Raw genomic sequence first — 19,485 nt, 5'->3', positions numbered from 1 at the left:
GCACCTGATATTTCTGCCAGTAGCAAGGTCACGCTGCAACAGTGAAACTGCCCATGGCACATCACACCACGACTCGGCAGGGGCTTCAGACTATGCAAACCAACGCCAACAACACTCAGTTCTTCTATCAGAATGGCAAACTCGTCACCCTTAAAACCGGTGAACAAGGCCGTAGCATCTTTCGCTCGCCGGACGTACCACTTGCCGAGCGACAATCAGACGACACCGACGCCGGCGGATTGCTGGCAACTGACGACAAGGGTTCGGTGCTGCAGGTACAGCAGAAAAGCTGAAGTCCTCATGATGCTCCGGCACCATTGCGAACCAAATGCGGGCTCAGGGCTTGGCTCCCCTGTACAAAACGATGGCTGCTATATCCAGGGCCAGCACACTGCCGACAATCACGAACATGATGTACAGATCTTCAGAGAGCATTGCCGTATCCCCCAGATGCACCGGTTTCAAAAGGGGTAAGCAAATACTGATCCAGTCAGTGCATCAGGAATGCGAGCTGGGACTCAGCTGAACTTCAACTTGACCACTTTGCTCAGCGCCCAGCCACTGAAGACATAGAACGCATCCAGGTAGAAGCGCCCTGCATAGTTGGGCAACGGTGATTGATTCAACAGCACATCCGGCTCGGGCGCGGGAGGAAACAGTGCATAAAAGCCGTTGGGCAGAACGGCCAGTACCAGCAATAACAGGTAAGTCGAGGCTTGTAGCAGGGTGGCACGATTACTGGATCTGGCGGACCACTTCAGCCCGTAGTAGGCAACCAGGCCGGCAACAGGCAAAACCCAGAAATGCGTCGGAATCCCAATGAACATTTCGGCAACTACGCTTCTTGCTTCCACCTGCGACTCTCCATCCAAATACAACGAATATTACGGGCGGGGCCGGCAAATGCAAAGCAACGCTGCTCAGGCCATACCGGCTCCACCCGCCCTTTTTTGAACGTTGCCGGGCAGGCGATGGGCACACAAAAAGCCCGCTCTCGACGGCGGGCTATTGGTGTGGGGGTTGGATGATTACGCTTTTGAACACATCAGTGCAGCATCCAGCAACCTGCCATGGTCGTACCAGGCATCACGTTGATAGGCCGTGAAGTGGCGCTCGCTTCCCGTGCCCCGCAACTCTACAAGACCTTCTGCCTTGTCGGGGTCAGTGCTTTCGACGAAAAGCCTGACCGCGTTATCACCCTCGACTTCATAGGTTTTCACATTCCCTTGTAGCTCGCCTTTGACGCAGCCCAGATAAGCGGGTGGGCTTTTCACGGTGGTGCCAGCGGTATAATCGTGGCTGTCACGCACATCAGGGTTTTGTGCGCAGCCTGCCGTGAACAACGTGGCTACCCCGGACACAAGTAGTGCGCCTGCTAGCGATCTTGAGTTTCTCATGCGACACGCTCCTGCAGCCCCATCGAAAACTGGGAAATGTTGCCAAGCAGCCTGCCCTTTTTTTGGTTTTGGTGTGCCCATGTTACTGCTCAACTACAACAGGGCATCAGGTTTGTTTGCTATATAGGGTTCGGGGCGTTTCCCTCACGCCCTGCCTTGCCCCCGATTACGAGTAAGGCCTACCCATTACCGGGGTCAGGGGATGGCGTTGAGAAACACATAAGTCGCCGCCAGATCGAGTACCAGCACAGCAACCACGCTGAAAATCATGTAATAGCGGTCATCCTGAGTCATTTCTGCGTACTCCGCATGATCAATGTCTCAGGGGTCACAGCAATTCCCGTTCCAGCGCCCTGATGCAGCCCGCTGACACTGCGCCAGCCCAACCGCGCAATCGCGCAGTCAGTCCTTGATCTGGCATACGCCATTGGCTTTGTTCTTACCGGTATACGAGACGTCAGGCGAGCCGTCCGGGTTGATCGACAACGATACCGTTACCCCGCCACCTTTGGCCTCGAAATAGTTGTCATTGAATTTCTTCAGCGTGGCTTCCTTGCCGTTGATGTAAACAGGCCCACCTTTATCGGCCTGGACCTCGATATTGCCGGGGCATGTAGCGTTCAACAGCGGAATACCGGCGTGGGCAGTGCCCGATGCGGCAAGCAACAGGCCTAGTAACAAACGCTTCATTTGCAGTGTCCTCGTGGGGTTGTCGGGGTGCGCGCGTTAAAGCAGTCCTGCGATGACGAAGAGTCTCATCGCTCGTTCGAGATGGTAGGCAAGCACATGCAGGGTCATCTCGCTACGCATTTTTTTTCATTCCGTGCATCCAGTCCACCCGTTGGCGGGTATTGCTAGTGGGCGGCCTTTGACTGCCCGGCCCAATGACTTTCAGGAGCACTGCCCATGAACTTCAAATACTCCGCCTGCCTGCTTGCCTGCAGCCTCGCCCTTGCGCTGCCGCCCGCCCTCGCCCAGACCGCGCTGCCAGACGCAGTCAAAGTCCCTGATGGCCATCGCGTCCTGCTCGAAACCGTCGGCGTCGGCGAGATCACCTACGAGTGCCGCGACAAGGCCAACACCCCCGGTCAGACCGAATGGACTTTCGTCGGCCCCAAGGCAGTGCTCAATGACCGTACCGGTAAACAGGTGGGCGACTACTTTGGCCCACCCGCTACCTGGCAGGCCAAGGATGGCTCGAAAGTCACAGGCACCCAGCTGGCAGTGGCACCGGCGGACAAAGGCGCCATACCCTATCAACTGGTCAAGGCCAACCCGGCCGAAGGCAAAGGCGCCATGCAAGGTGTCAGCTATATCCAGCGCCTGGCCACCCGCGGCGGTGTGGCGCCGTCAGTCGATTGCACGACGCAGAACAAAGGTGCCAGGCAGGTCGTCCAGTACCAGGCTGACTATGTGTTCTGGACAGCCAAGTGACACGCACCTGACCCAACGCCCTGCGAGTGATGATCTACGCTCGATGGCAAGCCCCCCGGCTGGATGGCCGGGGTACTTGCCTTACACAAGGAAGCCACACACGTTGAACTCGCCGGCCGCCCCCTTCGACTTCCACCGCTGCCTGTTAGCCTGTGCACAGGGTGACCGGCGGGCCCTGCAGGCGCTCTACGATCACGAAGGCGCGCGCCTGCTGGGCGTTGCCCGGCGTATCGCACGTGACGACGCCACCGCAGAAGATATCGTCCACGATGCGATCATCCGCATCTGGACCCGCGCAGCCAGCTACGACCCGGCGCGCGGCTCGGCTCGAGGCTGGATCTACAGCATTACCCGCCACCTGGCGCTGAATTCGATACGCGATACCCGCCGTGAAACTGTACTGACCGATGCCGACACCGAAACTGCATCAACATTGCACGGGAGGGTTGATGACCTTGACCTCTGGTCCGGCTCAGCAAAGATTTACCGTTGCCTGGAACAACTGCAGCCCGCACCGCAACGCTGCATCCTGCACGCCTACGTGGACGGCTGCAGCCACGCCGAGATAGCCGGTTTATTGGGTGCGCCACTGGGCACCGTCAAGGCCTGGATCAAACGCAGCCTCAAAGCGCTACGGGAGTGTCTGGAATGAAGCCCGATTCTGCCGAAGAACTGGACAGCCTCGCCGGGGAATACGTGCTGGGGACCTTGTCGCCGGAGCAATATGCCGCAACGGCCGAACGCCTGCGTACCGACCCCGCGCTTCGCGCCGCCGTGGATGCCTGGGAGGCCCGGCTGCTGGAGCTGACCGCGCTGTCTACCCCGCAGCCCCCTAGCCCCCGCCTGTGGCGCCGTATCCAGCGCAGCCTCGACGAGCTACCCGCACCGCGCATGCAGGCTCGCTGGTGGCAACGCCTCGGCCTGTGGCAAGGGCTCAGCGCCGCGGGGCTGGCGGCAAGCCTGCTGCTGGCGTTTACCTTGCTGACCACGCCCCCCTCTACCACGGAATATCTGGTGGTGCTGGTGGCGCCGAACAGCCAGGCCCCCGGCTGGGTGGTGCAGGCCAGCGACAGCCACATGATCGAACTGCTGCCGCTGGGTAAGGACAAGGTCCCCGACGGCATGGCCCTGCAGTTCTGGACCAAGGGCGAGCAATGGCGTGCCCCGGTTTCGCTTGGTCTGGTCAAACCGGGCGAACCCTATCGAGTTCCGCTGGAAAGTTTGCCACCCCTGGAGGCCAATCAACTGTTCGAGCTGACGCTGGAGAAAGCCGGTGGCTCGCCGACCGGTCTGCCGACAGGGCCGGTGAAGTTCATTGGTCGCGCGGTGAAAGTGATATGACACGACAGGGCCGCAGAACGCGACTGCGGCCTTCGCAAGGCTGGACCTATGGTCAGGCGCGGATCACCTCAAGGCGATCCCGCCCAGCCTCTGTGATGGCGTTCTCTCCTTCATCGCTGATGCGATAACGTCCTGACACCATTTTGGTAATTGAGAACCGGACCAGCCCACTTTGGGACAAGGCTTGGCCTGCTTCGAAGCTCATTGCCTGCTCCAGGTCGAAGATCTTGATTTCTCCGATTTTGTAGCGTGCAAACGCGACCAAGGCGTTATCCAGTTCTTGTTGACTGATCGTTGTAGCGACGTCCATTCGACCTCCCAGGTCATGAGAGCCCCGGTCCGTGGGGTTGGAGGCAACGAACCGGGTGGCTTGTTGAAGGCGGACCGTACTATGCAGTCACGGAAGTTGCTACTGGCTTTCCATCCATGCTGGATGGGTAGGCAGCACGACATCCACCACACCTACGGTCACTTCAGGCGCCGTCGCCGCATGCCCCGCGCCACCTGCTTCGCGGGTAGACGCGCTCGGAGATCCGACCCCTGCGCCCTGCTCAGACCATGCTCATCGCCGCACGCAGCGCCAGCAGGTAGGTTTCGACACCAAACCCGCAGATCTGCCCGCGCACCACCTCGGCAAATACCGAGTGATGGCGGAATGGCTCCCTGGCATGAATGTTGGACATGTGCACTTCAACCACCGGCACTTCGATAATGGCCAACGCATCACGAATGCCGTAGCTGTAATGGGTCCAGGCACCGGCATTGATCAGCACGGCATCCACCCGGTCCTCATAGGCCTGATGGATGCGCTCGCACATGGCGCCCTCGAAGTTGCTCTGGAAGCTCTCGACCTGCGCCCCCAGCTCCTCGCCCAGGGCCTGTAACGCCTGGTCGATGTCGGCCAGGGTCGCTGTGCCGTACTGGCGCGGGTCGCGCTTGCCGAACATGTTGTGGTTGATGCCATGCAGCATCAGTACATTGGCGACCATCGACCTACTCCAAGGGAATCGTCAGCTGATTGATCACCGCACGTGTGTCGGGCCGCACCCCGCGCCACCAGGCAAACGCCTCGGCGGCCTGCTCCACCAGCATGCCGACGCCATCGGCCAGGCGCGCCTGGCCCTGCTCGCGAGCCAGGCGCAGGAAAGGCGTGAGGCCTTTGCCATAGGCCAGCTCGTAGGCCAAGGCCGCCTCGCCCAGCACATCAGCCGGCAGGGGCGGCAAGTCCGCGGTCAGGCTCGCCGAGGTGGCGTTGACGACGATGTCGAACGATTGCCCTTCCAGCGCTTCGTAGCGGCTGATGCGCAGACGCGAGTGATCGAGCTCGTTACGCAGCGCCAGCGCCTTGGCCATGTCCCGGTTGGCGATCACCAGCTCGCTAGGCCCCGCCTGCAGGAACGGCAGCAACGCCCCGCGCACCGCGCCGCCAGCACCCAGCAGCAGCACACGGCGGTTGCGCAGCGGCTCGCCAAGGTTCTCCTCGATGTCCCGCAGCAAACCGATGCCATCGAAGTTTTCGGCGACGATGCGGCCATCCTCGAACTTCAGCGCATTGGCCGCCCGTGCCAATTGCGCCCGCTCGCTGCGCCGGTCGGCCAGCTCGAAGGCACGCAGCTTGAACGGGGCGGTGATGTTCATGCCCTTCCCGCCTTCGCTACGAAACTGCAGTACCTGGGCTTCGAAGTCGTCCAGCGAGCCTTCGATAGCCCCGTATTCCAGCTGCTGGTTGCTGGCCTGGGCGAACAGGCCATGAATCAGCGGGGACTTGGTGTGGTTGATCGGTCGGCCGATCACTGCGTAGCGGTCGCTCATCGTGCATCTCCGTGGGTAAACAACACGCCATCCGCCTGCAAGGCAGTGATTTCTTCAGGGCTGAAGCCAAGCCCGGCGGCCACTTCGGCGTTGTGCTGGCCAAGGTCCGGGGCTACTTGGTGAATCGTGGTATCGCAGTCGGAAAAGCGGAACGGCAGGTTGGCCAGGCGCAGCGTGCCGTAGCGTGGGTGCTGCTGCTCGATGACCATGTTGCGTGCCTGGATCTGCGGGTCGGCCAGCACTTCATCGATGCGTTGAACCTTGGCACTGGGGATGTCGATGCCATCGAGCAACGCCAGGATCTCGGCCACCCGACGCGCGCCAACCCAATCGCGGACCACCGCCAGGATCGCCTCGCGGTGGGCGTTGCGGCCGTTGAGGCCGTGGTAGCGGCGGTCGCTGCCGAACCCGGGCGGGCCGCCGTTGGCTTCGAGCATGGCCGCGAAGCGCTGCCAGGCATCGTCGACCTGGGCGGCGATCACCAGGTCGCCGTCGGTGGCGCGGAACACGCCGTACAGGGTCGAGGTGGGCATGTCGTGGCCGGTCTGCTGGGGCAACACAGTGCCACCGGACAGCGTGTAACACTGCACTGCGTATTCGTGCATCGACACCAGGGTGTCGTACAGCGCCATGTCGATGTGCTGGCCACGGCCACTGCTCACCCGGCCGAGCAGCGCGGCATTGATCGCCGCCACCGCGTGGATGCCGGTGTACATGTCGCCCAGGGAAATACGCAGCAGCGGCGGTGCCTCGCCCGGCACGCCCACCATCTGCATGATCCCGCTCTTGGCCTCGGCGATCAGGCCGAAGCCGGCGCGGTGGGCGTCCGGCCCGGTATGGCCGTAGGCGGAAATCGAGCAGTACACCAGGCGCGGGTTGCGCGCCGACAGCTCGGCGTAGCCCAGGCCCAGCTTGTCCAGGGCGCCGGGGCGGTAGTTCTCGATGAACACGTCGGCCGAATCGGTCAGGCGCTGCATGAACGCCTTGCCGCGCGGGTCCTTCATGTTGACGCTGACGCCCTGCTTGCCCATGTTCAGCTGCAGGAAATAGCCGCTCTGCTGGTCGTCCAGGGTGAACGCATGCTGGCGGCCAGCGTCGCCGCTACCCGGCCGCTCGACCTTGATCACCTCTGCGCCAAGCGCCGCCAGGCAACGGCCGACATAGGGGCCGGCGAGGAAGTGGCTGTAGTCAACGACGCGGATACCCGCCAATGGCAATGTCTGGCTCATGCTAATGCCCTGCGCGGCACCATCAACCGGTGCTCGCCACGTTGCACGACTTCGCCGTGCTGGTTGATCAGTTCCGAAGGCAGCACCACGATGCCCCAGCCAGGTCGGCTGTTGCTCGGGCGCATCGCACCCACCCGCATGCGCACATGGAGCACGTCGTTGACCTTGATCGGCAGCACGAAGTCCCAGGTCCAGCCCAGCGACATGCCCGGCAGGAAGCGGTACTCGCACTGGGTCTTCAGGCCGTCGGCGATCGACAGCCCGAACAGGCCGTGGGCGACCAGGCAGCCAAAGTGGCTGGCGTTGGCGTAGGCCTCATCGACATGCACCGGGGTGTGGTCGCCGGTGAGGTCGGCGTAGGCCAGGATGCGTTCGCGGGTCACGGTGTAGGTCGGGCTGATGCACTCATCGCCTTCGCGGGCATCGTCCCAGTACTTTTCAATCACGCTCATGCCTGCACCTCCGCGCGCGGGTCGATGGCCAGTGCCTGGGCTACGCATTTGGCCGGCAGCGCCTGGATGAACTCCACCGCCAGGCCATCAGGCAGGCGCAGCCAGTTGCGGCCCTGGGGCATTTCGCTGACGCCAAAGCGTTGGGCGGCGGCCAGCGCCGCTTCCAGGTCTTCGCACATGATGCCCAGGTGCGCCAGGCGCCCTTCCGGGCCAGCGAAGTCCGGCTGGTGAATGAACTGCAGGCCGCCGAGTGTCCAGTACTGCGCCGGTTGCTCGACGTCACCCTGTACTTCACGCATGGTCATGCCACACACCTCGCTGAAAAAGCGGATATGCCACTGAATGTCCTGCACCCAGAACGCCACGTGTTCGAGGTAGGCTTTTGGCTGGCTCATGGGGTTTCTCCCTTCTGATGATCGGCCATGGCGCGCTCGATACCCTTGATGCAGGCCACCAGGGTCGCGTTGACCGGCGTGGCCACGCCATGGCGCTGGCCCCAGCGCACGACGGAGCCGTTGATGAAGTCGATTTCGGTGATCGAGTTTTTTTCCAGGCTCTGCAGCATCGAGGTGCGGAAGCTCGCCGGCAGGCCTTCGGCGGCCAGTGACCAGGCAGCCTCGGGGCTGGTCAGGCTCAAGCGGATGCCGGCGCGCTCGGCCACGGCGATGGCCTCGGCCACGGCGGCCTTGGCGGTGCTTTCCAGCAGCGGCTCGCTGTACAGCTGGCCGTAGCTGAGCCTGGTGATGCCGCTCAACGCACCGGTGGCGACGTTGACCAGCAGCTTGTCCCACATGGTGCCGAGGATGTTGTCGCTGACCGTGGTCGCCAGCCCGGCATTGTTGAACGCTTCGGCGATGGCCTGCACGCGGGGCGTCAGCTGGCCGTCGAGCTCGCCGATGAAAGTCTGTTTGCCGGCCACACCGGCGCGGATCGAGCCCGGCGCGAGGAGCACGCCGCCGACATAGGTCTTGCCAGCCAGCACCCGCTGGCGACCCACCACTTCGGCCAGGATGTCCTCGTGGCCGAGCCCGTTCTGCAGCGACAGCACCAGCGTCTGTGGGCCTATCAGCCCGTGGGCACCGGCGATGGCCTCGGCAGTGTGAAACGACTTCACCAGCACCACCACCAAATCGGTCACGCCAACGTCTACGGCTTCGATGGCCGCCTTGACCGGTACATGGCGCTCGCCCCGTTCGTCCTGCACCCGCAGCCCATGCTGGTTCATCGCCTCGACATGCGCGCGGCCGCGGTTCAGCAGCCAGGTTTCATGCCCTGCCTCGCTCAAGGCCGCGCCGATGGCGCAACCCAGTGCACCGGCGCCCAGAATGCAGATTTTCACGTCGCAGACCTCCTGTGATTTGCGATCACCTTATGCAGCGGGGTTTATTTGCGCTATACAATGCCCTCAATACCGCTATTGAGAATTCCAATAATGACTAGCCTGGAGGCCCTGCCCGAACCCAAGCTGCTGCAGCTGTTCGACGTGCTGTACCAATGCCGCAGCGTGACCCGTGCCGCCGAACAGCTGGGGCAGAGCCAGCCGACCATCAGCATCTGGCTGGCGCGCTTGCGCGAGCAATTGAACGACCCGCTGTTCGTACGCACGCCGGGCGGCATGGCCCCTACCCCGCGCACCGATCAGCTGATAGGGCCGTGCCGCGAGGTGCTGGAATCGCTGCGCCGGCTGACCGCCTGGGAGCCGCAGTTCATCGCCGCCACAGCGCAGCGGCGTTTTCGCCTGTGTGTCAGCGATGCCAGCCACATCACCTTGCTGCCCAGCATCCTCAACCATCTGCGCAGCCATGCGCCGGGCATCCGCCTGGAGGCGGCGCGGATCGACGGCAATACCGAGAGCGCGCTGGAATCGGGCGAAGCGGACCTGGCCATCGGCTTCGTGCCCTGGTTGGGCGGGGGGATGTATCAACAGGTGCTGTTCGAGCAGGACTGGGTGTGCCTGAGCAACCCGCAGCATCCGCGCCTGGGCGATGGCATGAGCCTGGAGCGGTATCGGGCCGAGGGGCATGTGCAGATCAGTTTCGGCACCGGGCAGAAGCTGCTGGAAGCGGGATTGGCGCGGGCCGGGATCGAACGGCGGATCATGCTCGAGCTGCCAGCGTTTCTCGGGCTGGGGAAGATAATCGGGACTACCGACCTACTGGGCACCTTGCCGCGGCATATCGGGCAGACACTGGCCGATATGCATGGGCTACAGGTGCATGACTGCCCGTTCGAAGTGGAGGGATTCACGGTCAAACAGCATTGGCATGCCCGATACCATCAGGACAATGGAAATCGATGGTTGAGGGAAGTCGTTCGCGGATTGTTTCAGTAAGCCAGCCAAGCAGGATCACGTTTCGACTTAGATAGCAGAGCTGATTCAAGCCGACCGCGCAGGCCGCAAGGCTACCTTGGCGATGGACGGTTTTGGGTCGTGAATGGGCATTCACGACCGGCCGCCTTCGGTCCATAGCTGACATTCGCGGATGCCAATCAACGGCTAGGATCGCCCTCCAAAGTCAGCGCTACTCAGGACGGGTCCAATATCCGTCGAGCCAATATGGCCTAGTTCGAAGTCGCAATCTTGGTTCTGTCAGGCAGGGCCATGCATAACTACAGTGGGCACCGACAACACCTTTCCACTGCGAGCAACCACCCATGAAAAGCCGTATTGATTACTTCAAACTGTCCCCTCAGGCCTCCAACAAGCTGGTGGAGCTTACCCTGCACCTGAGCAAGAAGCCGCTGCTGGCCGAGCTTGCTCACCTCGTCATGCTTCGGGCTTCCCAGCTTAATGGCTGTGCGTTCTGCGTGGATATGCATGTGAAAGAGGCCAAGATTCATGGCGAGCGCGAGTTGCGTCTTCACCACGTTGCCGTCTGGCGTGAGTCGCAGCTGTTCTCGCCTGTCGAGCGCGCCGCGTTGGAGTGGGCCGAAGCCCTGACCCAGTTGCCACCCCATGGCATTCCTGAAAGCGTGTATGCGAAAGTGCGTGAACACTTTGCCGAACAGGATTTGTCGGATCTGACGTTCCTGATCGTCGCGATCAATGGTTGGAATCGCCTGAATGTGGCCTTTCAGACGATCCCGGGTTCGTCCGATGAGGCATTCGGGTTGACCAAGGCCAACCTCAACTGAGCATCCTGCTGATCAAAGCGCCAAGCTGCTCGCTTTGGGCAGCCGTGGCGCAGTTTGTAAAGCTCAGCAGCAACCCCGAATGACGTTGAGACGATAAGTACCAGCGCGACAATGCCTGTACTGACATGCCCCTTGCCAACAATTGCTCGGCCAGGGCAATGTCGTTTGTATCTTCCGGTAAACGCAACAGCAAATGCATGCCGCCTGGGGAGCGATCTACCTGAACGCCCTTCGGCAGAGTCCGCTCCAGCGCTTCAATGGTTATCACCCTGCGCTCGTTATAGAGCCGGCGCATGCGCTGAATATGGCGGGTGAAATGACCCTCTGCGATGAACGCCGCCACCAGGGCCTGGGTAATGGAGGGTGAACCGGCGGAAAATAACGTCCGACCCACGCGTTCAAACGCCGCTACCTGCGCCTGGGGCACCACCAAGTACGCCAGGCGGATACCGGGAAACAGCACCTTGCTGAAGGTGCCGGCATACAGAACCCTCCCATTGCGATCCAGACTGGCGAGCGCTGGAAGCGGACGACTGACATAGCGATACTCGCTGTCGTAGTCGTCCTCGACAATCCAGGCGCCGGTGCGGGCCGCCCAATCCAGGAGCAGCTGCCGTCTAGGCAGCGATAAGGCCATCGACAGCGGGCTCTGATGCCCCGGTGTCACCGTGGCTACCTGCGCAGGCTTGGATGTAGCGATAGCCTGTTCCACATTCATCCCATCACCATCCACTGGGACTGCCTCCAAGCCCATCCCGAACTGGCGAAGTACCTGGCGTGTAGTGGGATAACCCGGGTCTTCCACCCAGGCGCACTCGCATGACTGCAACAACGTCTGGGCGACGAAGGACAGGCTGTGTCGCCAACCACTCGTGATAAAGACCTGATGGGCACCGCAATCGATACCTCGGGACATCTGCAAATACGAGGCGATGGCGCTGCGCAATGCCGGCAGGCCGTGGGGCGCCGGATAGTCCAGATCGCCCAGACGCATGCCGCGTAGATATCGAGCACCGAGACGTGCCCATATTTTTCGCGGAAATGCATCCAGTGCTGGCACACCCATCTGGAACGGCAAAAGCTGTAGCGGTCGACGTATGACGTCAGAATCCTCTATCACTTCCAGCATTGGGGTCACTGCGCTGACCGACCGTTCAGGCGTGCGCAACTCGGGATTGACCACCGTGCCTCTCTGTCCGAGCGCCAGGAGGTAGCCCTCACTGGCAAGTAAGGAATAGGCAAGCTCGACGGTGCCGCGCGCAACGCCTAATTCCTTTGACATGGCGCGCGCTGATGGCAAGCGATCACCAGGAGATAGCGTGCCGGCAGCGATGGCGGTCAGCACTCGGTGGTAGAGCTGACGATACAAAGGAGAGTTGGATCGCTCATCCAGAGGGGCAAAAGAAGGCGAAGATGAAGTCGTCATGGCCTAGTTTATATTCCATTTCTTGGCTCAATCAAGTGGGCTAATCCTAGTTCAAGATAGCGCCAACACCTACTCACGGAGGCTGGCGTTCATGACACTCACTCCTCACCCATTCATACCCAGCGTGCTAGATCTGGCTGACGCCAACCTGCGCCCTCTGGATACCTCTCACGACCTGCATGCCGCGTTCCCGGTGATGCAGCAATTGCGCCCCCACCTGGCTAGCGAAGCCGACTTCATCAGCCGTGTCGAGCGTATGCGCACCGAGGGATATCTTCTGGTTGGTGCCTTCGACGCAGGCAGCTTGGTGGCACTAGCCGGTTACCGCCTCCAGGAGAATCTGGTCTACGGCACATTCCTGTATGTCGACGACCTCATAACTGCTGAAACCCAGCGAGGTCATCAATGGGGAGCGCGGTTATTGCAGGCCTTGGAGCGGTTGGCGCGCGCCAGTGGCTGCGCCCGCCTTGTGCTTGATACCGGGTTGGCCAACGCCGGAGCCCAACGCTTCTACTCCCGTGAAGGCATGCACAACAGTGCACTGCGCTTTCAAAAACAGTTCGATGCGCCATGACGCTCGCCGTTATCAAATTGAGGCAATTACATGACTTTGCACAAGCAGCCCATTGTTCCGTTGAGCGTTCTTCGCCTTGCCGCCAGCCCCAATGGTGACCGTTCGGAAAGTCTCAAACTGTCCCAGCAAATTCTGTTTGCCTTGGCCCTCCATGCAGGCAGACGCGGTATCGAAGTGACGGATTTCGATCTTCACACGTTAGCTCCAGTCGATGCCTCATACGCGCAGACTCTGGCCAATCCAAGAGCGGTCTCAGCGGAAGAGCAAGAGGGGACGCTGAACCGTTCGAACACACTCATCGGCCAATTGCAGGCGTGCGACGTACTGCTGATTGCCACGCCAATGCACAACTACAGCGTGCCCGCCCCGCTCAAGGCCTGGATTGATCATGTAGTGCGCGTGGGCAAGACTTTCCTGAGCACCGATAAAGGGAAGGTCGGTACGTTGGTGGATCGACCGGTCTATGTCGCTATTGCTTGCGGGGGCTACATCAATGGCCCGAGTGCCCGACAGCCCGATTTTCTGCGCCCCTACCTGACTGCCGTCCTTGCGACCATCGGCCTCAACCAAGTGCATTACTTCAACGTTGAAGGTACTGCCAAGGGGAAAGCGTCCCTGGATGCTGCGAGAGAGCGTGGATACGGTGAGGTACAGGCCTTCTTCTCCAATGTCACTGACACTTTGCAAGGACAACACCTATGAGTCGCCTCAATTGGTTTGCAGCATCGTCCGGCGCCGCCAAGGCCCTCGGGGGACTGCATCATTTCGTAATCACTGGGACAGACCTGCCATCCTCACTGATCCATCTGGTTTTTCTCAGGGTTTCTCAACTCAACGGTTGCGCACACTGTATTGATCTGCATTCACGCGATCTGATCAAAGAAGGCATGTCGGTGGACAAATTGCTGCTGATACCGGTGTGGCATGAAGCACAGTATCTGTTCTCGGAGCAAGAGCGCTCGGCATTGGCCTGGGCCGAGGAAGTTACGCGGGTAAGTGAGACTCACGTCTCTGATGAAGCCTATGCAGCCGCATCGGCGGCATTTGCAGAAAAGGATCTGGTCGACCTGACAACGGCGATTGCCGCAATGAACGCTTTCAACCGTATGGGTGTCAGTTTCCGGGTACGGCCTGCCGCCAAGGCTTGATGGCTATGTTGGGGCCGCGCAGCGGCCTTGACTACAGATGTCCGGTCATCTACGACCGGCAGCTGTCGGCGCCATACCTGCACTTCGTCAAGGGCGGCCCCCCTGATACTGGACCTTGGGCAATTGGCTTTGCGGTTGACCGCTACACCTGTCATTGGCTTTACACATGCGCCCGGTCGACATGCAGGCGATTGCGGCCCGCTTGCTTGGCGATATAGAGCGCCCGGTCAGCGCGTCCAATTAGCGATAGCGGGCTGTCGAGGGTCGCTCCATCATAGCAGGCGATGCCGATACTGGCGGTCACATGCCCAAAAGGGCTGCCTTCATGAGGGACAGGTTGCAAGGCCAGGCGCTCAAGCATCAACCGGGCAACGACAGCTGCTCCGTCGATGTCGGTATCGGGCAGGATCACGGCCATTTCCTCCCCCCCGTAGCGCGCCAGCAGGTCGCGAGGGCGGCGGATGCAGGAACTGAGCAGGTAAGCCATCTGCTGCAGGCAGGCGTCGCCAGCCGGATGCCCATAGGTGTCGTTGTAGCGTTTGAAGTGGTCGATGTCGATCATCAGCAAAGCCAGCGGGGTCCCGTTGCGACCGCTGGCACTTCACCCATCGTGGCGAAGCACTTGAGGTTGCAATCAAAGGCAACGTCACCAGCAACAACAGCGAGGCCATTCGTGAAATGGTCCTCGGTGGCCTGGGCATCTCCCTGTCTGCGCAATGGCTGTTTGCTGCGGACTTCGAGCAGGGTGGCGTGTGTAGCCTGCTCGACGAATACCAGACGACCGCGCTGCCGGTCAGCGCCGTGTTCAGCCGTGAGCGGCGCCGCTCGGCAAGGACGATGGCGTTCATCGATTTTCTTCGGGAGAACGTGTAGGCCACCCCGATGAGGCGCAGGACCTTGCTCATTCCCTGGCGTGCAAGTCGGTCGACCAGGCGTCACACCGTTCCCTGCTGCAGCCATTGCTTCGGGCTCGCACCCACCTTGCGGCGAAAGGTTCGGGCTAGCGCAGAAGGACTTTCGTAGCCGACCTCATCGGCGATCAGGGCAATGGGGCGCCCTTCGCGAAGGCGTTTTTGCGTCAGACTGATGCGCCAGTTCGCCAGGTAGTCCGCAGGCGTAATACCCACGATCTCGCGAAAGTGCGAAGCGAAGCTTGCCCGCGACATGCCCGAAAGATTCGCCAGTTCCGCCACGGACCAATTGCGCTGCGGCTCATCGTGGATCCCCACAAGCGCGCGAGACAGCTGAGCGTTGGCCAGACCTGCCATCATTCCCGAGGCGATGCTGCGGCTGGCGATGAGGTGGCGAAGCAGCTGAATGATCATCAGCTCGAACAAGCGATTGAGAATGACATCACGACCACACTCATCTCCAAAGGCTTCTTCGAACAGCCAGTCAAGGGTGCCATCAAGGCCTTGCAATTCGCCGAGGGGCTTGATGATGAAGTCCGGCAAAGCCAGGGTCAGCGGATTGTTGGCGCCGCCATCGAATTGCAGGGTGGCGCAGACTAACTCCGCTTCATCGGCGTCGGTGGCCAGCAAGTGATGCTCCTGCGGGCGCACCGCCAGAATCAGGGTGGGTTCGGTCAACTCGATACGCTGCCCACGCTTGTCCTTGAAGGCCAGACGCCCCGAGCGCAACAGATGGGCGTGCCCGACACTGTGTTGCCCAAGGTGGGTCGTTCCACAGAACCCACCCTGGTGAAACGCACTAGCGTGCAGGTTGAAGTGCTTAAGTAGTGTCGACAGTCGGTCCATAGCGCACTCAGGTTTAGACGATCTGTTGCATAACTTCGACGATCTGAAGCCGAAAGAAAAGTCTGCCTCTCTAGTATGGACCCCAAGCTTGATAGACAAGCCGGTTACTCAACCTATTGGAGAACGACCATGACTCGTATTACCGCTCTCTCGCTGGACCAGGCGCCTACTGGCTCGCGCGCAGCTCTCGAAGGCATTCAAAAAGGTCTCGGCTTCATTCCCAACGCATTCAGGACCCTGGCGCACGCTCCGGTCGCGCTCAATGGTTACCTGGGCCTCGCCCAAGCGTTGGGTAAAAGCTCACTGAGCGCCGCCGAGCGTGAAGTCGTTGCCCTCGCCACCTCGGAAATCAACGGGTGCGACTACTGTCTGGCCGCACACACCTTCTTCGGCGGCAAGGCGGGTTTGAGCGATGAGGCCGTAAGCCAAGCCCGAGCCGGCACACTCAGCGCGGTTGCCGCACTGGCGCAGCAGATCACGGCAAGGCGCGGCCAGTTGAGTGACGAGCAGATCGCTGCCGCGCGTGAGGCAGGGCTTACTGATAGCAAGATCGTGGAGGTGGTGGCACAGGTCACGCTGTTAACCCTGACCAACTACCTGAACAACATCGCCGCTACCGATATCGACTTTCCGCCATCGGCAAACTAGGAGGGTAACCGCCATGAGCCCTGTGACTATCTATACCACCCCGCACTGCCCATACTGCCTGAGCGCCAAGCGACTGCTGTCGAGCAAGGGCATCACCCCTGACGAAATCAACGTTGAAACGTCACCCCTGCACCTGGCGGAAATGATGCAGCGATCCCAGCGCCGAACTGTCCCACAGATATTTGTTGGCAAGGTGCATGTCGGCGGCTTCGATGACTTGGCGCGTCTTGACCGCAAGGGCCAGCTCGAGGCATTGCTTCACGCTTGAAGCGCAAAGTGCTCCGGCATGTGAGCCCATCCGGAGCACTATTCATGTTCACTCCATGCCCATGCCATACGTACCCACCTGCACAGCCGTTCTATCGCCCGCGCAACAGCACAGCGGCCCTTACCCGCTGCCTGCCGAAACTGCTCATGCGCTGAAATTCGGCATGGCTTACTGGCAGATGCTGGCAGTCCAGGATGCGTTTTTGGCGGCTGTGATCCACATCAGGATCATGCAGGTACACGAATTCGTCATCGCAACCCGTGACCAAGATCCAGTGCGGGGCTTTCAGACGAGTGAAACGGTAGCTGCTAATCAGCACCACCGGCCTGAACCCGTCTTGCAACGCTGACCGCACATCAAGGCCGGGCGCCAGCACCTGATGCACGTCGGTTTCGGCCAACGCCCCGGCAAAGCCGTCCTCGACCAATTGCATTACGTCTTTTTTCTGCGTGCTGCGTACTCCATCGAGGAACAGCGATCCAGGCTGGCTGACCACCATGCACACCTCGAACCCGCGGCGCCAGGCCGCCAGTGCAAGCCCCTGCGGGCTGCAACCGCCGTGCCCTGCCGTCATGAAGATGGTGGTCGCTTCTCGCCACAGTTGAATTTCCTCGCTGCGGTGCATGGCCCGCGCCCGTTCGACCGCAGCCATGGCCATCAAAAGGCAGGCCGCTCCGCAGGTGAACTCGGTCGTTTGCGCGTAGTACGGCACTTGCCGTGCAGGGGGCGGAGCGCTGCGCAGGATACGCTTCTCGAAACGCAGCGCCTGGCTGTGGTCTTCGTAGTAGTTCTCAACCACGGCGAAGCGTTGATAGCCATTGCTTTCGTACAAGCTGATGGCCGCAGGGTTGTCCGCGCGCACCTCCAGGCGCAGCCAGGCGCAATTACGCTCAAGCGCACTTGCCTGGGCCTGCTCCAGCAACTGCTGGCCCAACCCATGGCCGCGCCAGGCAGGGCTTACGGCAATTGAATACAGACGGGCAAGTGACGTGCCGCGATGGAACAGCAGCAGCGCGTAGCCCGCCAGATGCCCCTGTTGTTCAGCGACAATAAGGCTGGCATTGGCGCGTCGCACCATCCAGTTGAAATTACGCGGGCTCAGGCGGTCGAGGGTGAAACAGTCCTGCTCCAGGGCAACCAGCGCATCGATATCGGCCACCGATGCAAAGCGAAAATCAAAAGCCATGGCAACACCGTAATGTTTGAGTAACGAACCGGGACAGGTCGGGAAACCCGTGATTTATTGAAGGGGCGTCTTCTTCAACAGGGATCGAATACTCATGTCAGCGGTGCAAGCCAACGTGGCCGAAGTATTGGCCAAAACCGAAGTTTCCACAATAACCCTCTCCGAGGAGCCACCCAGTAAGCGGAGCGCCGGTAACCGCTTGCTGATCGTGGTGGAGCGCAAGGAAGACTGGGCCAGCTACTTTCCCAGCGAGAGCCTGATGCTGGCCCAGGATTACTTTGAACACAGCGACGACGTTGCGAGGCGTACGCAGGTAATCAACCTGTGCCGCAGCTACAAGTATCTGGGGCAAGGCTACTACTGCTCGCTGCTCGCCGAGGCACGGGGCCACAAGGTGTTCCCGTCGGTGCGAACCATCAGCGAGCTCACCCGCAAGGCGCTCTATGGCGTGGGGCTGGATGACCTGGAACGCACGCTGGAGCGAGCCCTGGCCGATCACCCCTATGGCAGCACCGAGGCTTTCACCCTCACCTTGTATTTCGGGCGGACCGCCATTGAACCCCTTCAGGATATCGGTCGACAGCTGTTCGAGTCGTTCCCCTGCCCTGTCTTGCTGGTGGAGTTTCGCAGGCGTGATACCTGGCAGATCGATGGGATCAAGGCCGGCGCGCTGCACAAACTGCGGGATGAGCAGCAGTACTTGTTTGCCAACGCGCTGGATGCCTTCAACCGCCGGACGTGGCGTCAGCCCGCCTCCAAACGCCTGGCGCGGTTCGACCTGGCGATTCTGCATGACCCGGCCGAGGCGCTGCCACCGTCCAATCCTGAGGCGCTGGAGCAATTCATCGAAAACGGTAAACAGCTGGGCATCGATGTAGAGCTGATCGAAAAGAAGGACTATGCACGCCTGGCCGAATTTGACGCCTTGTTCATTCGGGAGACCACGCGGGTGGACGACCATACCTATCGCTTTGCCAAAAAGGCCGAAAGCGAAGGCCTGGTGGTGATCGACGACCCCTCCTCCATCCTGCGCTGCACCAACAAGGTGTACCTCGCCGATCTGCTCAAACGCCACAACCTCGGCGCACCGGCCACGGAGATCCTGTACAAGGACCGCCCGCAGGAACTCGAACTCGTGGGCCGGCGCCTCGGTTTTCCGCTGGTGTTGAAGATTCCCGACGGCTGCTTCTCGAAAGGCGTGATCAAGGTCGCCGACGCCCAGGCACTGGCCTCGGCGGCACAGGAGCTGTTCGAACACTCGGTACTGCTGCTGGCCCAGGAGTACTGCTACACCGAATACGACTGGCGTATCGGCGTACTCAACGGTGAGGCGCTTTACGCCTGCCAGTACTTCATGTCCAAGGGCCACTGGCAAATCTACAACCACAAGGCCCAGGCCGGCGAAGTCAACGGCCTGTGCCGCGCGGTCCCGGTGGAACAGGCACCACCCGAAGTCGTAAAGCTGGCCGTCGACACTGCCAGGCTCATCGGGCAAGGGCTGTACGGTGTGGACCTGAAGCAGACCGGCGACCGTGTACTGGTGATCGAAGTCAACGACAACCCCAACCTCGATGCCGGCACCGAAGACGCCGTGCTGGGTAACGCGCTTTACCAGCGAGTGCTGCAGGCTTTCGTGCAGCGGCTTGAACGTAAACACCTCGGCCAGGCCTGGTAAACG

General features: G+C 61.0%; 25 protein-coding genes and 2 pseudogenes. 13 read left to right on the top strand and 14 right to left on the bottom strand.

Annotated elements, in window-relative coordinates; all coding sequences use genetic code 11:
- Window positions 1–92: 92 nt before the first annotated feature.
- Entirely contained in the window at window positions 93–293 is a 201-nt protein-coding gene (locus ACF8FB_RS19300; RefSeq protein WP_049586128.1) for a hypothetical protein, read from the top strand.
- Between the two features lie 225 nt (window positions 294–518).
- On the opposite strand, the gene ACF8FB_RS19295 is transcribed toward ACF8FB_RS19300, so the two are convergent.
- The 3 genes from ACF8FB_RS19295 to ACF8FB_RS19285 form a co-directional block, all read right to left on the bottom strand.
- Window positions 519–827, bottom strand: coding sequence for a hypothetical protein (locus ACF8FB_RS19295; RefSeq protein WP_019438490.1), 309 nt, complete (start codon window positions 825–827; stop codon window positions 519–521).
- A 201-nt stretch (window positions 828–1,028) separates the two neighbouring features.
- Window positions 1,029–1,397 carry a hypothetical protein gene (locus tag ACF8FB_RS19290; protein WP_350297806.1) on the bottom strand — a complete coding sequence of 123 codons (369 nt, stop codon included), beginning with the start codon at window positions 1,395–1,397 and terminating at the stop codon, window positions 1,029–1,031.
- A gap of 402 nt (window positions 1,398–1,799) precedes the next feature.
- Window positions 1,800–2,087 (bottom strand): hypothetical protein, encoded by a 288-nt coding sequence (locus tag ACF8FB_RS19285; protein ID WP_392511684.1) that lies wholly within the window; start codon window positions 2,085–2,087, stop codon window positions 1,800–1,802.
- 216 nt (window positions 2,088–2,303) lie between these two features.
- On the opposite strand from ACF8FB_RS19285, the gene ACF8FB_RS19280 reads away from it, so the two are divergent.
- The 3 genes from ACF8FB_RS19280 to ACF8FB_RS19270 all read left to right on the top strand — a co-directional run bounded on the left by ACF8FB_RS19280 (window position 2,304) and on the right by ACF8FB_RS19270 (window position 4,172).
- Window positions 2,304–2,831 (top strand): DUF3455 domain-containing protein, encoded by a 528-nt coding sequence (locus ACF8FB_RS19280; protein ID WP_392511683.1) that lies wholly within the window; start codon window positions 2,304–2,306, stop codon window positions 2,829–2,831.
- Window positions 2,832–2,934: 103 nt separating this feature from the next.
- Window positions 2,935–3,483, top strand: coding sequence for a sigma-70 family RNA polymerase sigma factor (locus ACF8FB_RS19275; RefSeq protein ID WP_010953906.1), 549 nt, complete (start codon window positions 2,935–2,937; stop codon window positions 3,481–3,483).
- Window positions 3,480–4,172 (top strand): anti-sigma factor domain-containing protein, encoded by a 693-nt coding sequence (locus ACF8FB_RS19270; protein WP_350297805.1) that lies wholly within the window; start codon window positions 3,480–3,482, stop codon window positions 4,170–4,172. Before ACF8FB_RS19275 ends, ACF8FB_RS19270 begins: the two co-directional genes overlap by 4 nt.
- A 52-nt stretch (window positions 4,173–4,224) precedes the next feature.
- Here ACF8FB_RS19270 and ACF8FB_RS19265 read toward each other — a convergent pair whose 3' ends face one another.
- The 7 genes from ACF8FB_RS19265 to ACF8FB_RS19235 form a co-directional block, all read right to left on the bottom strand.
- Window positions 4,225–4,482 (bottom strand): hypothetical protein, encoded by a 258-nt coding sequence (locus ACF8FB_RS19265; protein WP_014591103.1) that lies wholly within the window; start codon window positions 4,480–4,482, stop codon window positions 4,225–4,227.
- A gap of 241 nt (window positions 4,483–4,723) precedes the next feature.
- Window positions 4,724–5,161, bottom strand: coding sequence for a type II 3-dehydroquinate dehydratase (gene aroQ, locus ACF8FB_RS19260; protein ID WP_010953903.1), 438 nt, complete (start codon window positions 5,159–5,161; stop codon window positions 4,724–4,726).
- 4 nt (window positions 5,162–5,165) lie between these two features.
- Window positions 5,166–5,984: a shikimate dehydrogenase gene (gene aroE, locus ACF8FB_RS19255; protein WP_010953902.1), complete on the bottom strand. Its 819-nt coding sequence runs from the start codon at window positions 5,982–5,984 to the stop codon at window positions 5,166–5,168.
- A complete protein-coding gene (locus tag ACF8FB_RS19250) occupies window positions 5,981–7,213 on the bottom strand; it encodes a CaiB/BaiF CoA-transferase family protein (RefSeq protein WP_010953901.1) in 1,233 nt (410 codons plus the stop codon). The genes aroE and ACF8FB_RS19250 overlap by 4 nt, the downstream gene beginning before the upstream one ends.
- On the bottom strand, window positions 7,210–7,665 hold the full coding sequence (locus ACF8FB_RS19245) for a MaoC family dehydratase (protein ID WP_010953900.1): 456 nt from the start codon (window positions 7,663–7,665) through the stop codon (window positions 7,210–7,212). The genes ACF8FB_RS19250 and ACF8FB_RS19245 overlap by 4 nt, the downstream gene beginning before the upstream one ends.
- Window positions 7,662–8,060 (bottom strand): VOC family protein, encoded by a 399-nt coding sequence (locus ACF8FB_RS19240; RefSeq protein ID WP_010953899.1) that lies wholly within the window; start codon window positions 8,058–8,060, stop codon window positions 7,662–7,664. The genes ACF8FB_RS19245 and ACF8FB_RS19240 overlap by 4 nt, the downstream gene beginning before the upstream one ends.
- Window positions 8,057–9,004 (bottom strand): ketopantoate reductase family protein, encoded by a 948-nt coding sequence (locus ACF8FB_RS19235; RefSeq protein ID WP_392511682.1) that lies wholly within the window; start codon window positions 9,002–9,004, stop codon window positions 8,057–8,059. The genes ACF8FB_RS19240 and ACF8FB_RS19235 overlap by 4 nt, the downstream gene beginning before the upstream one ends.
- A gap of 93 nt (window positions 9,005–9,097) precedes the next feature.
- Here ACF8FB_RS19235 and ACF8FB_RS19230 point away from each other — a divergent pair, with 93 nt between their 5' ends.
- Both ACF8FB_RS19230 and ACF8FB_RS19225 read left to right on the top strand, forming a co-directional pair.
- Complete coding sequence (locus ACF8FB_RS19230) at window positions 9,098–9,997, top strand: LysR family transcriptional regulator (RefSeq protein ID WP_392511681.1); 900 nt, start codon at window positions 9,098–9,100, stop codon at window positions 9,995–9,997.
- Window positions 9,998–10,320: 323 nt separating this feature from the next.
- Complete coding sequence (locus tag ACF8FB_RS19225) at window positions 10,321–10,800, top strand: carboxymuconolactone decarboxylase family protein (RefSeq protein ID WP_392510661.1); 480 nt, start codon at window positions 10,321–10,323, stop codon at window positions 10,798–10,800.
- Here ACF8FB_RS19225 and ACF8FB_RS19220 read toward each other — a convergent pair.
- Window positions 10,793–12,226 carry a PLP-dependent aminotransferase family protein gene (locus ACF8FB_RS19220; RefSeq protein WP_392510660.1) on the bottom strand — a complete coding sequence of 478 codons (1,434 nt, stop codon included), beginning with the start codon at window positions 12,224–12,226 and terminating at the stop codon, window positions 10,793–10,795. The two genes, ACF8FB_RS19225 and ACF8FB_RS19220, sit on opposite strands and share 8 nt — an antisense overlap.
- Before the next feature lie 91 nt (window positions 12,227–12,317).
- Between ACF8FB_RS19220 and ACF8FB_RS19215 the strand changes: the two genes are divergently transcribed.
- Genes ACF8FB_RS19215 through ACF8FB_RS19205 form a run of 3 tightly spaced genes read left to right on the top strand, consistent with a single transcriptional unit; the run spans window position 12,318 to window position 13,948 of the window.
- The gene (locus tag ACF8FB_RS19215) at window positions 12,318–12,800 is read left to right on the top strand and encodes a GNAT family N-acetyltransferase (protein ID WP_392510659.1); all 483 of its coding nucleotides are present in this window, start codon (window positions 12,318–12,320) and stop codon (window positions 12,798–12,800) included.
- Window positions 12,801–12,830: 30 nt separating this feature from the next.
- Window positions 12,831–13,502: an FMN-dependent NADH-azoreductase gene (locus ACF8FB_RS19210; RefSeq protein ID WP_392511680.1), complete on the top strand. Its 672-nt coding sequence runs from the start codon at window positions 12,831–12,833 to the stop codon at window positions 13,500–13,502.
- A complete protein-coding gene (locus ACF8FB_RS19205) occupies window positions 13,499–13,948 on the top strand; it encodes a carboxymuconolactone decarboxylase family protein (protein WP_392510657.1) in 450 nt (149 codons plus the stop codon). The genes ACF8FB_RS19210 and ACF8FB_RS19205 overlap by 4 nt, the downstream gene beginning before the upstream one ends.
- A 160-nt stretch (window positions 13,949–14,108) precedes the next feature.
- Here ACF8FB_RS19205 and ACF8FB_RS19200 read toward each other — a convergent pair.
- Window positions 14,109–14,537, bottom strand: a pseudogene (locus tag ACF8FB_RS19200) (diguanylate cyclase); the annotation flags it as partial.
- Here ACF8FB_RS19200 and ACF8FB_RS19195 point away from each other — a divergent pair.
- Window positions 14,495–14,821 (top strand): annotated as a pseudogene (locus tag ACF8FB_RS19195) (LysR substrate-binding domain-containing protein); the annotation flags it as partial. The pseudogenes ACF8FB_RS19200 and ACF8FB_RS19195 overlap by 43 nt on opposite strands.
- Before the next feature lie 62 nt (window positions 14,822–14,883).
- Here the strand turns inward: ACF8FB_RS19195 and ACF8FB_RS19190 are convergent.
- Window positions 14,884–15,705, bottom strand: coding sequence for an AraC family transcriptional regulator (locus ACF8FB_RS19190; RefSeq protein WP_003248200.1), 822 nt, complete (start codon window positions 15,703–15,705; stop codon window positions 14,884–14,886).
- Window positions 15,706–15,834: 129 nt separating this feature from the next.
- Here ACF8FB_RS19190 and ACF8FB_RS19185 point away from each other — a divergent pair, with 129 nt between their 5' ends.
- Both ACF8FB_RS19185 and grxC read left to right on the top strand, forming a co-directional pair.
- A complete protein-coding gene (locus ACF8FB_RS19185; protein WP_010953859.1) occupies window positions 15,835–16,353 on the top strand; it encodes a carboxymuconolactone decarboxylase family protein in 519 nt (172 codons plus the stop codon).
- 13 nt (window positions 16,354–16,366) lie between these two features.
- Window positions 16,367–16,621 (top strand): glutaredoxin 3, encoded by a 255-nt coding sequence (grxC, locus tag ACF8FB_RS19180; protein ID WP_010953858.1) that lies wholly within the window; start codon window positions 16,367–16,369, stop codon window positions 16,619–16,621.
- Window positions 16,622–16,712: 91 nt separating this feature from the next.
- On the opposite strand, the gene ACF8FB_RS19175 is transcribed toward grxC, so the two are convergent.
- Complete coding sequence (locus ACF8FB_RS19175) at window positions 16,713–17,807, bottom strand: GNAT family N-acetyltransferase/peptidase C39 family protein (RefSeq protein ID WP_010953857.1); 1,095 nt, start codon at window positions 17,805–17,807, stop codon at window positions 16,713–16,715.
- 94 nt (window positions 17,808–17,901) lie between these two features.
- On the opposite strand from ACF8FB_RS19175, the gene ACF8FB_RS19170 reads away from it, so the two are divergent.
- Window positions 17,902–19,482, top strand: coding sequence for a RimK family alpha-L-glutamate ligase (locus ACF8FB_RS19170; protein ID WP_020190206.1), 1,581 nt, complete (start codon window positions 17,902–17,904; stop codon window positions 19,480–19,482).
- Window positions 19,483–19,485: the final 3 nt, after the last annotated feature.

This window comes from Pseudomonas sp. yb_2, from assembly GCF_043103905.1.
In the GTDB taxonomy this organism is placed as follows: Bacteria; Pseudomonadota; Gammaproteobacteria; order Pseudomonadales; family Pseudomonadaceae; genus Aquipseudomonas; species Aquipseudomonas alloputida.
The sequence above is the reverse complement of the archived record's forward strand: the minus strand, read 5'-3'. Positions and strand labels throughout refer to the sequence as shown.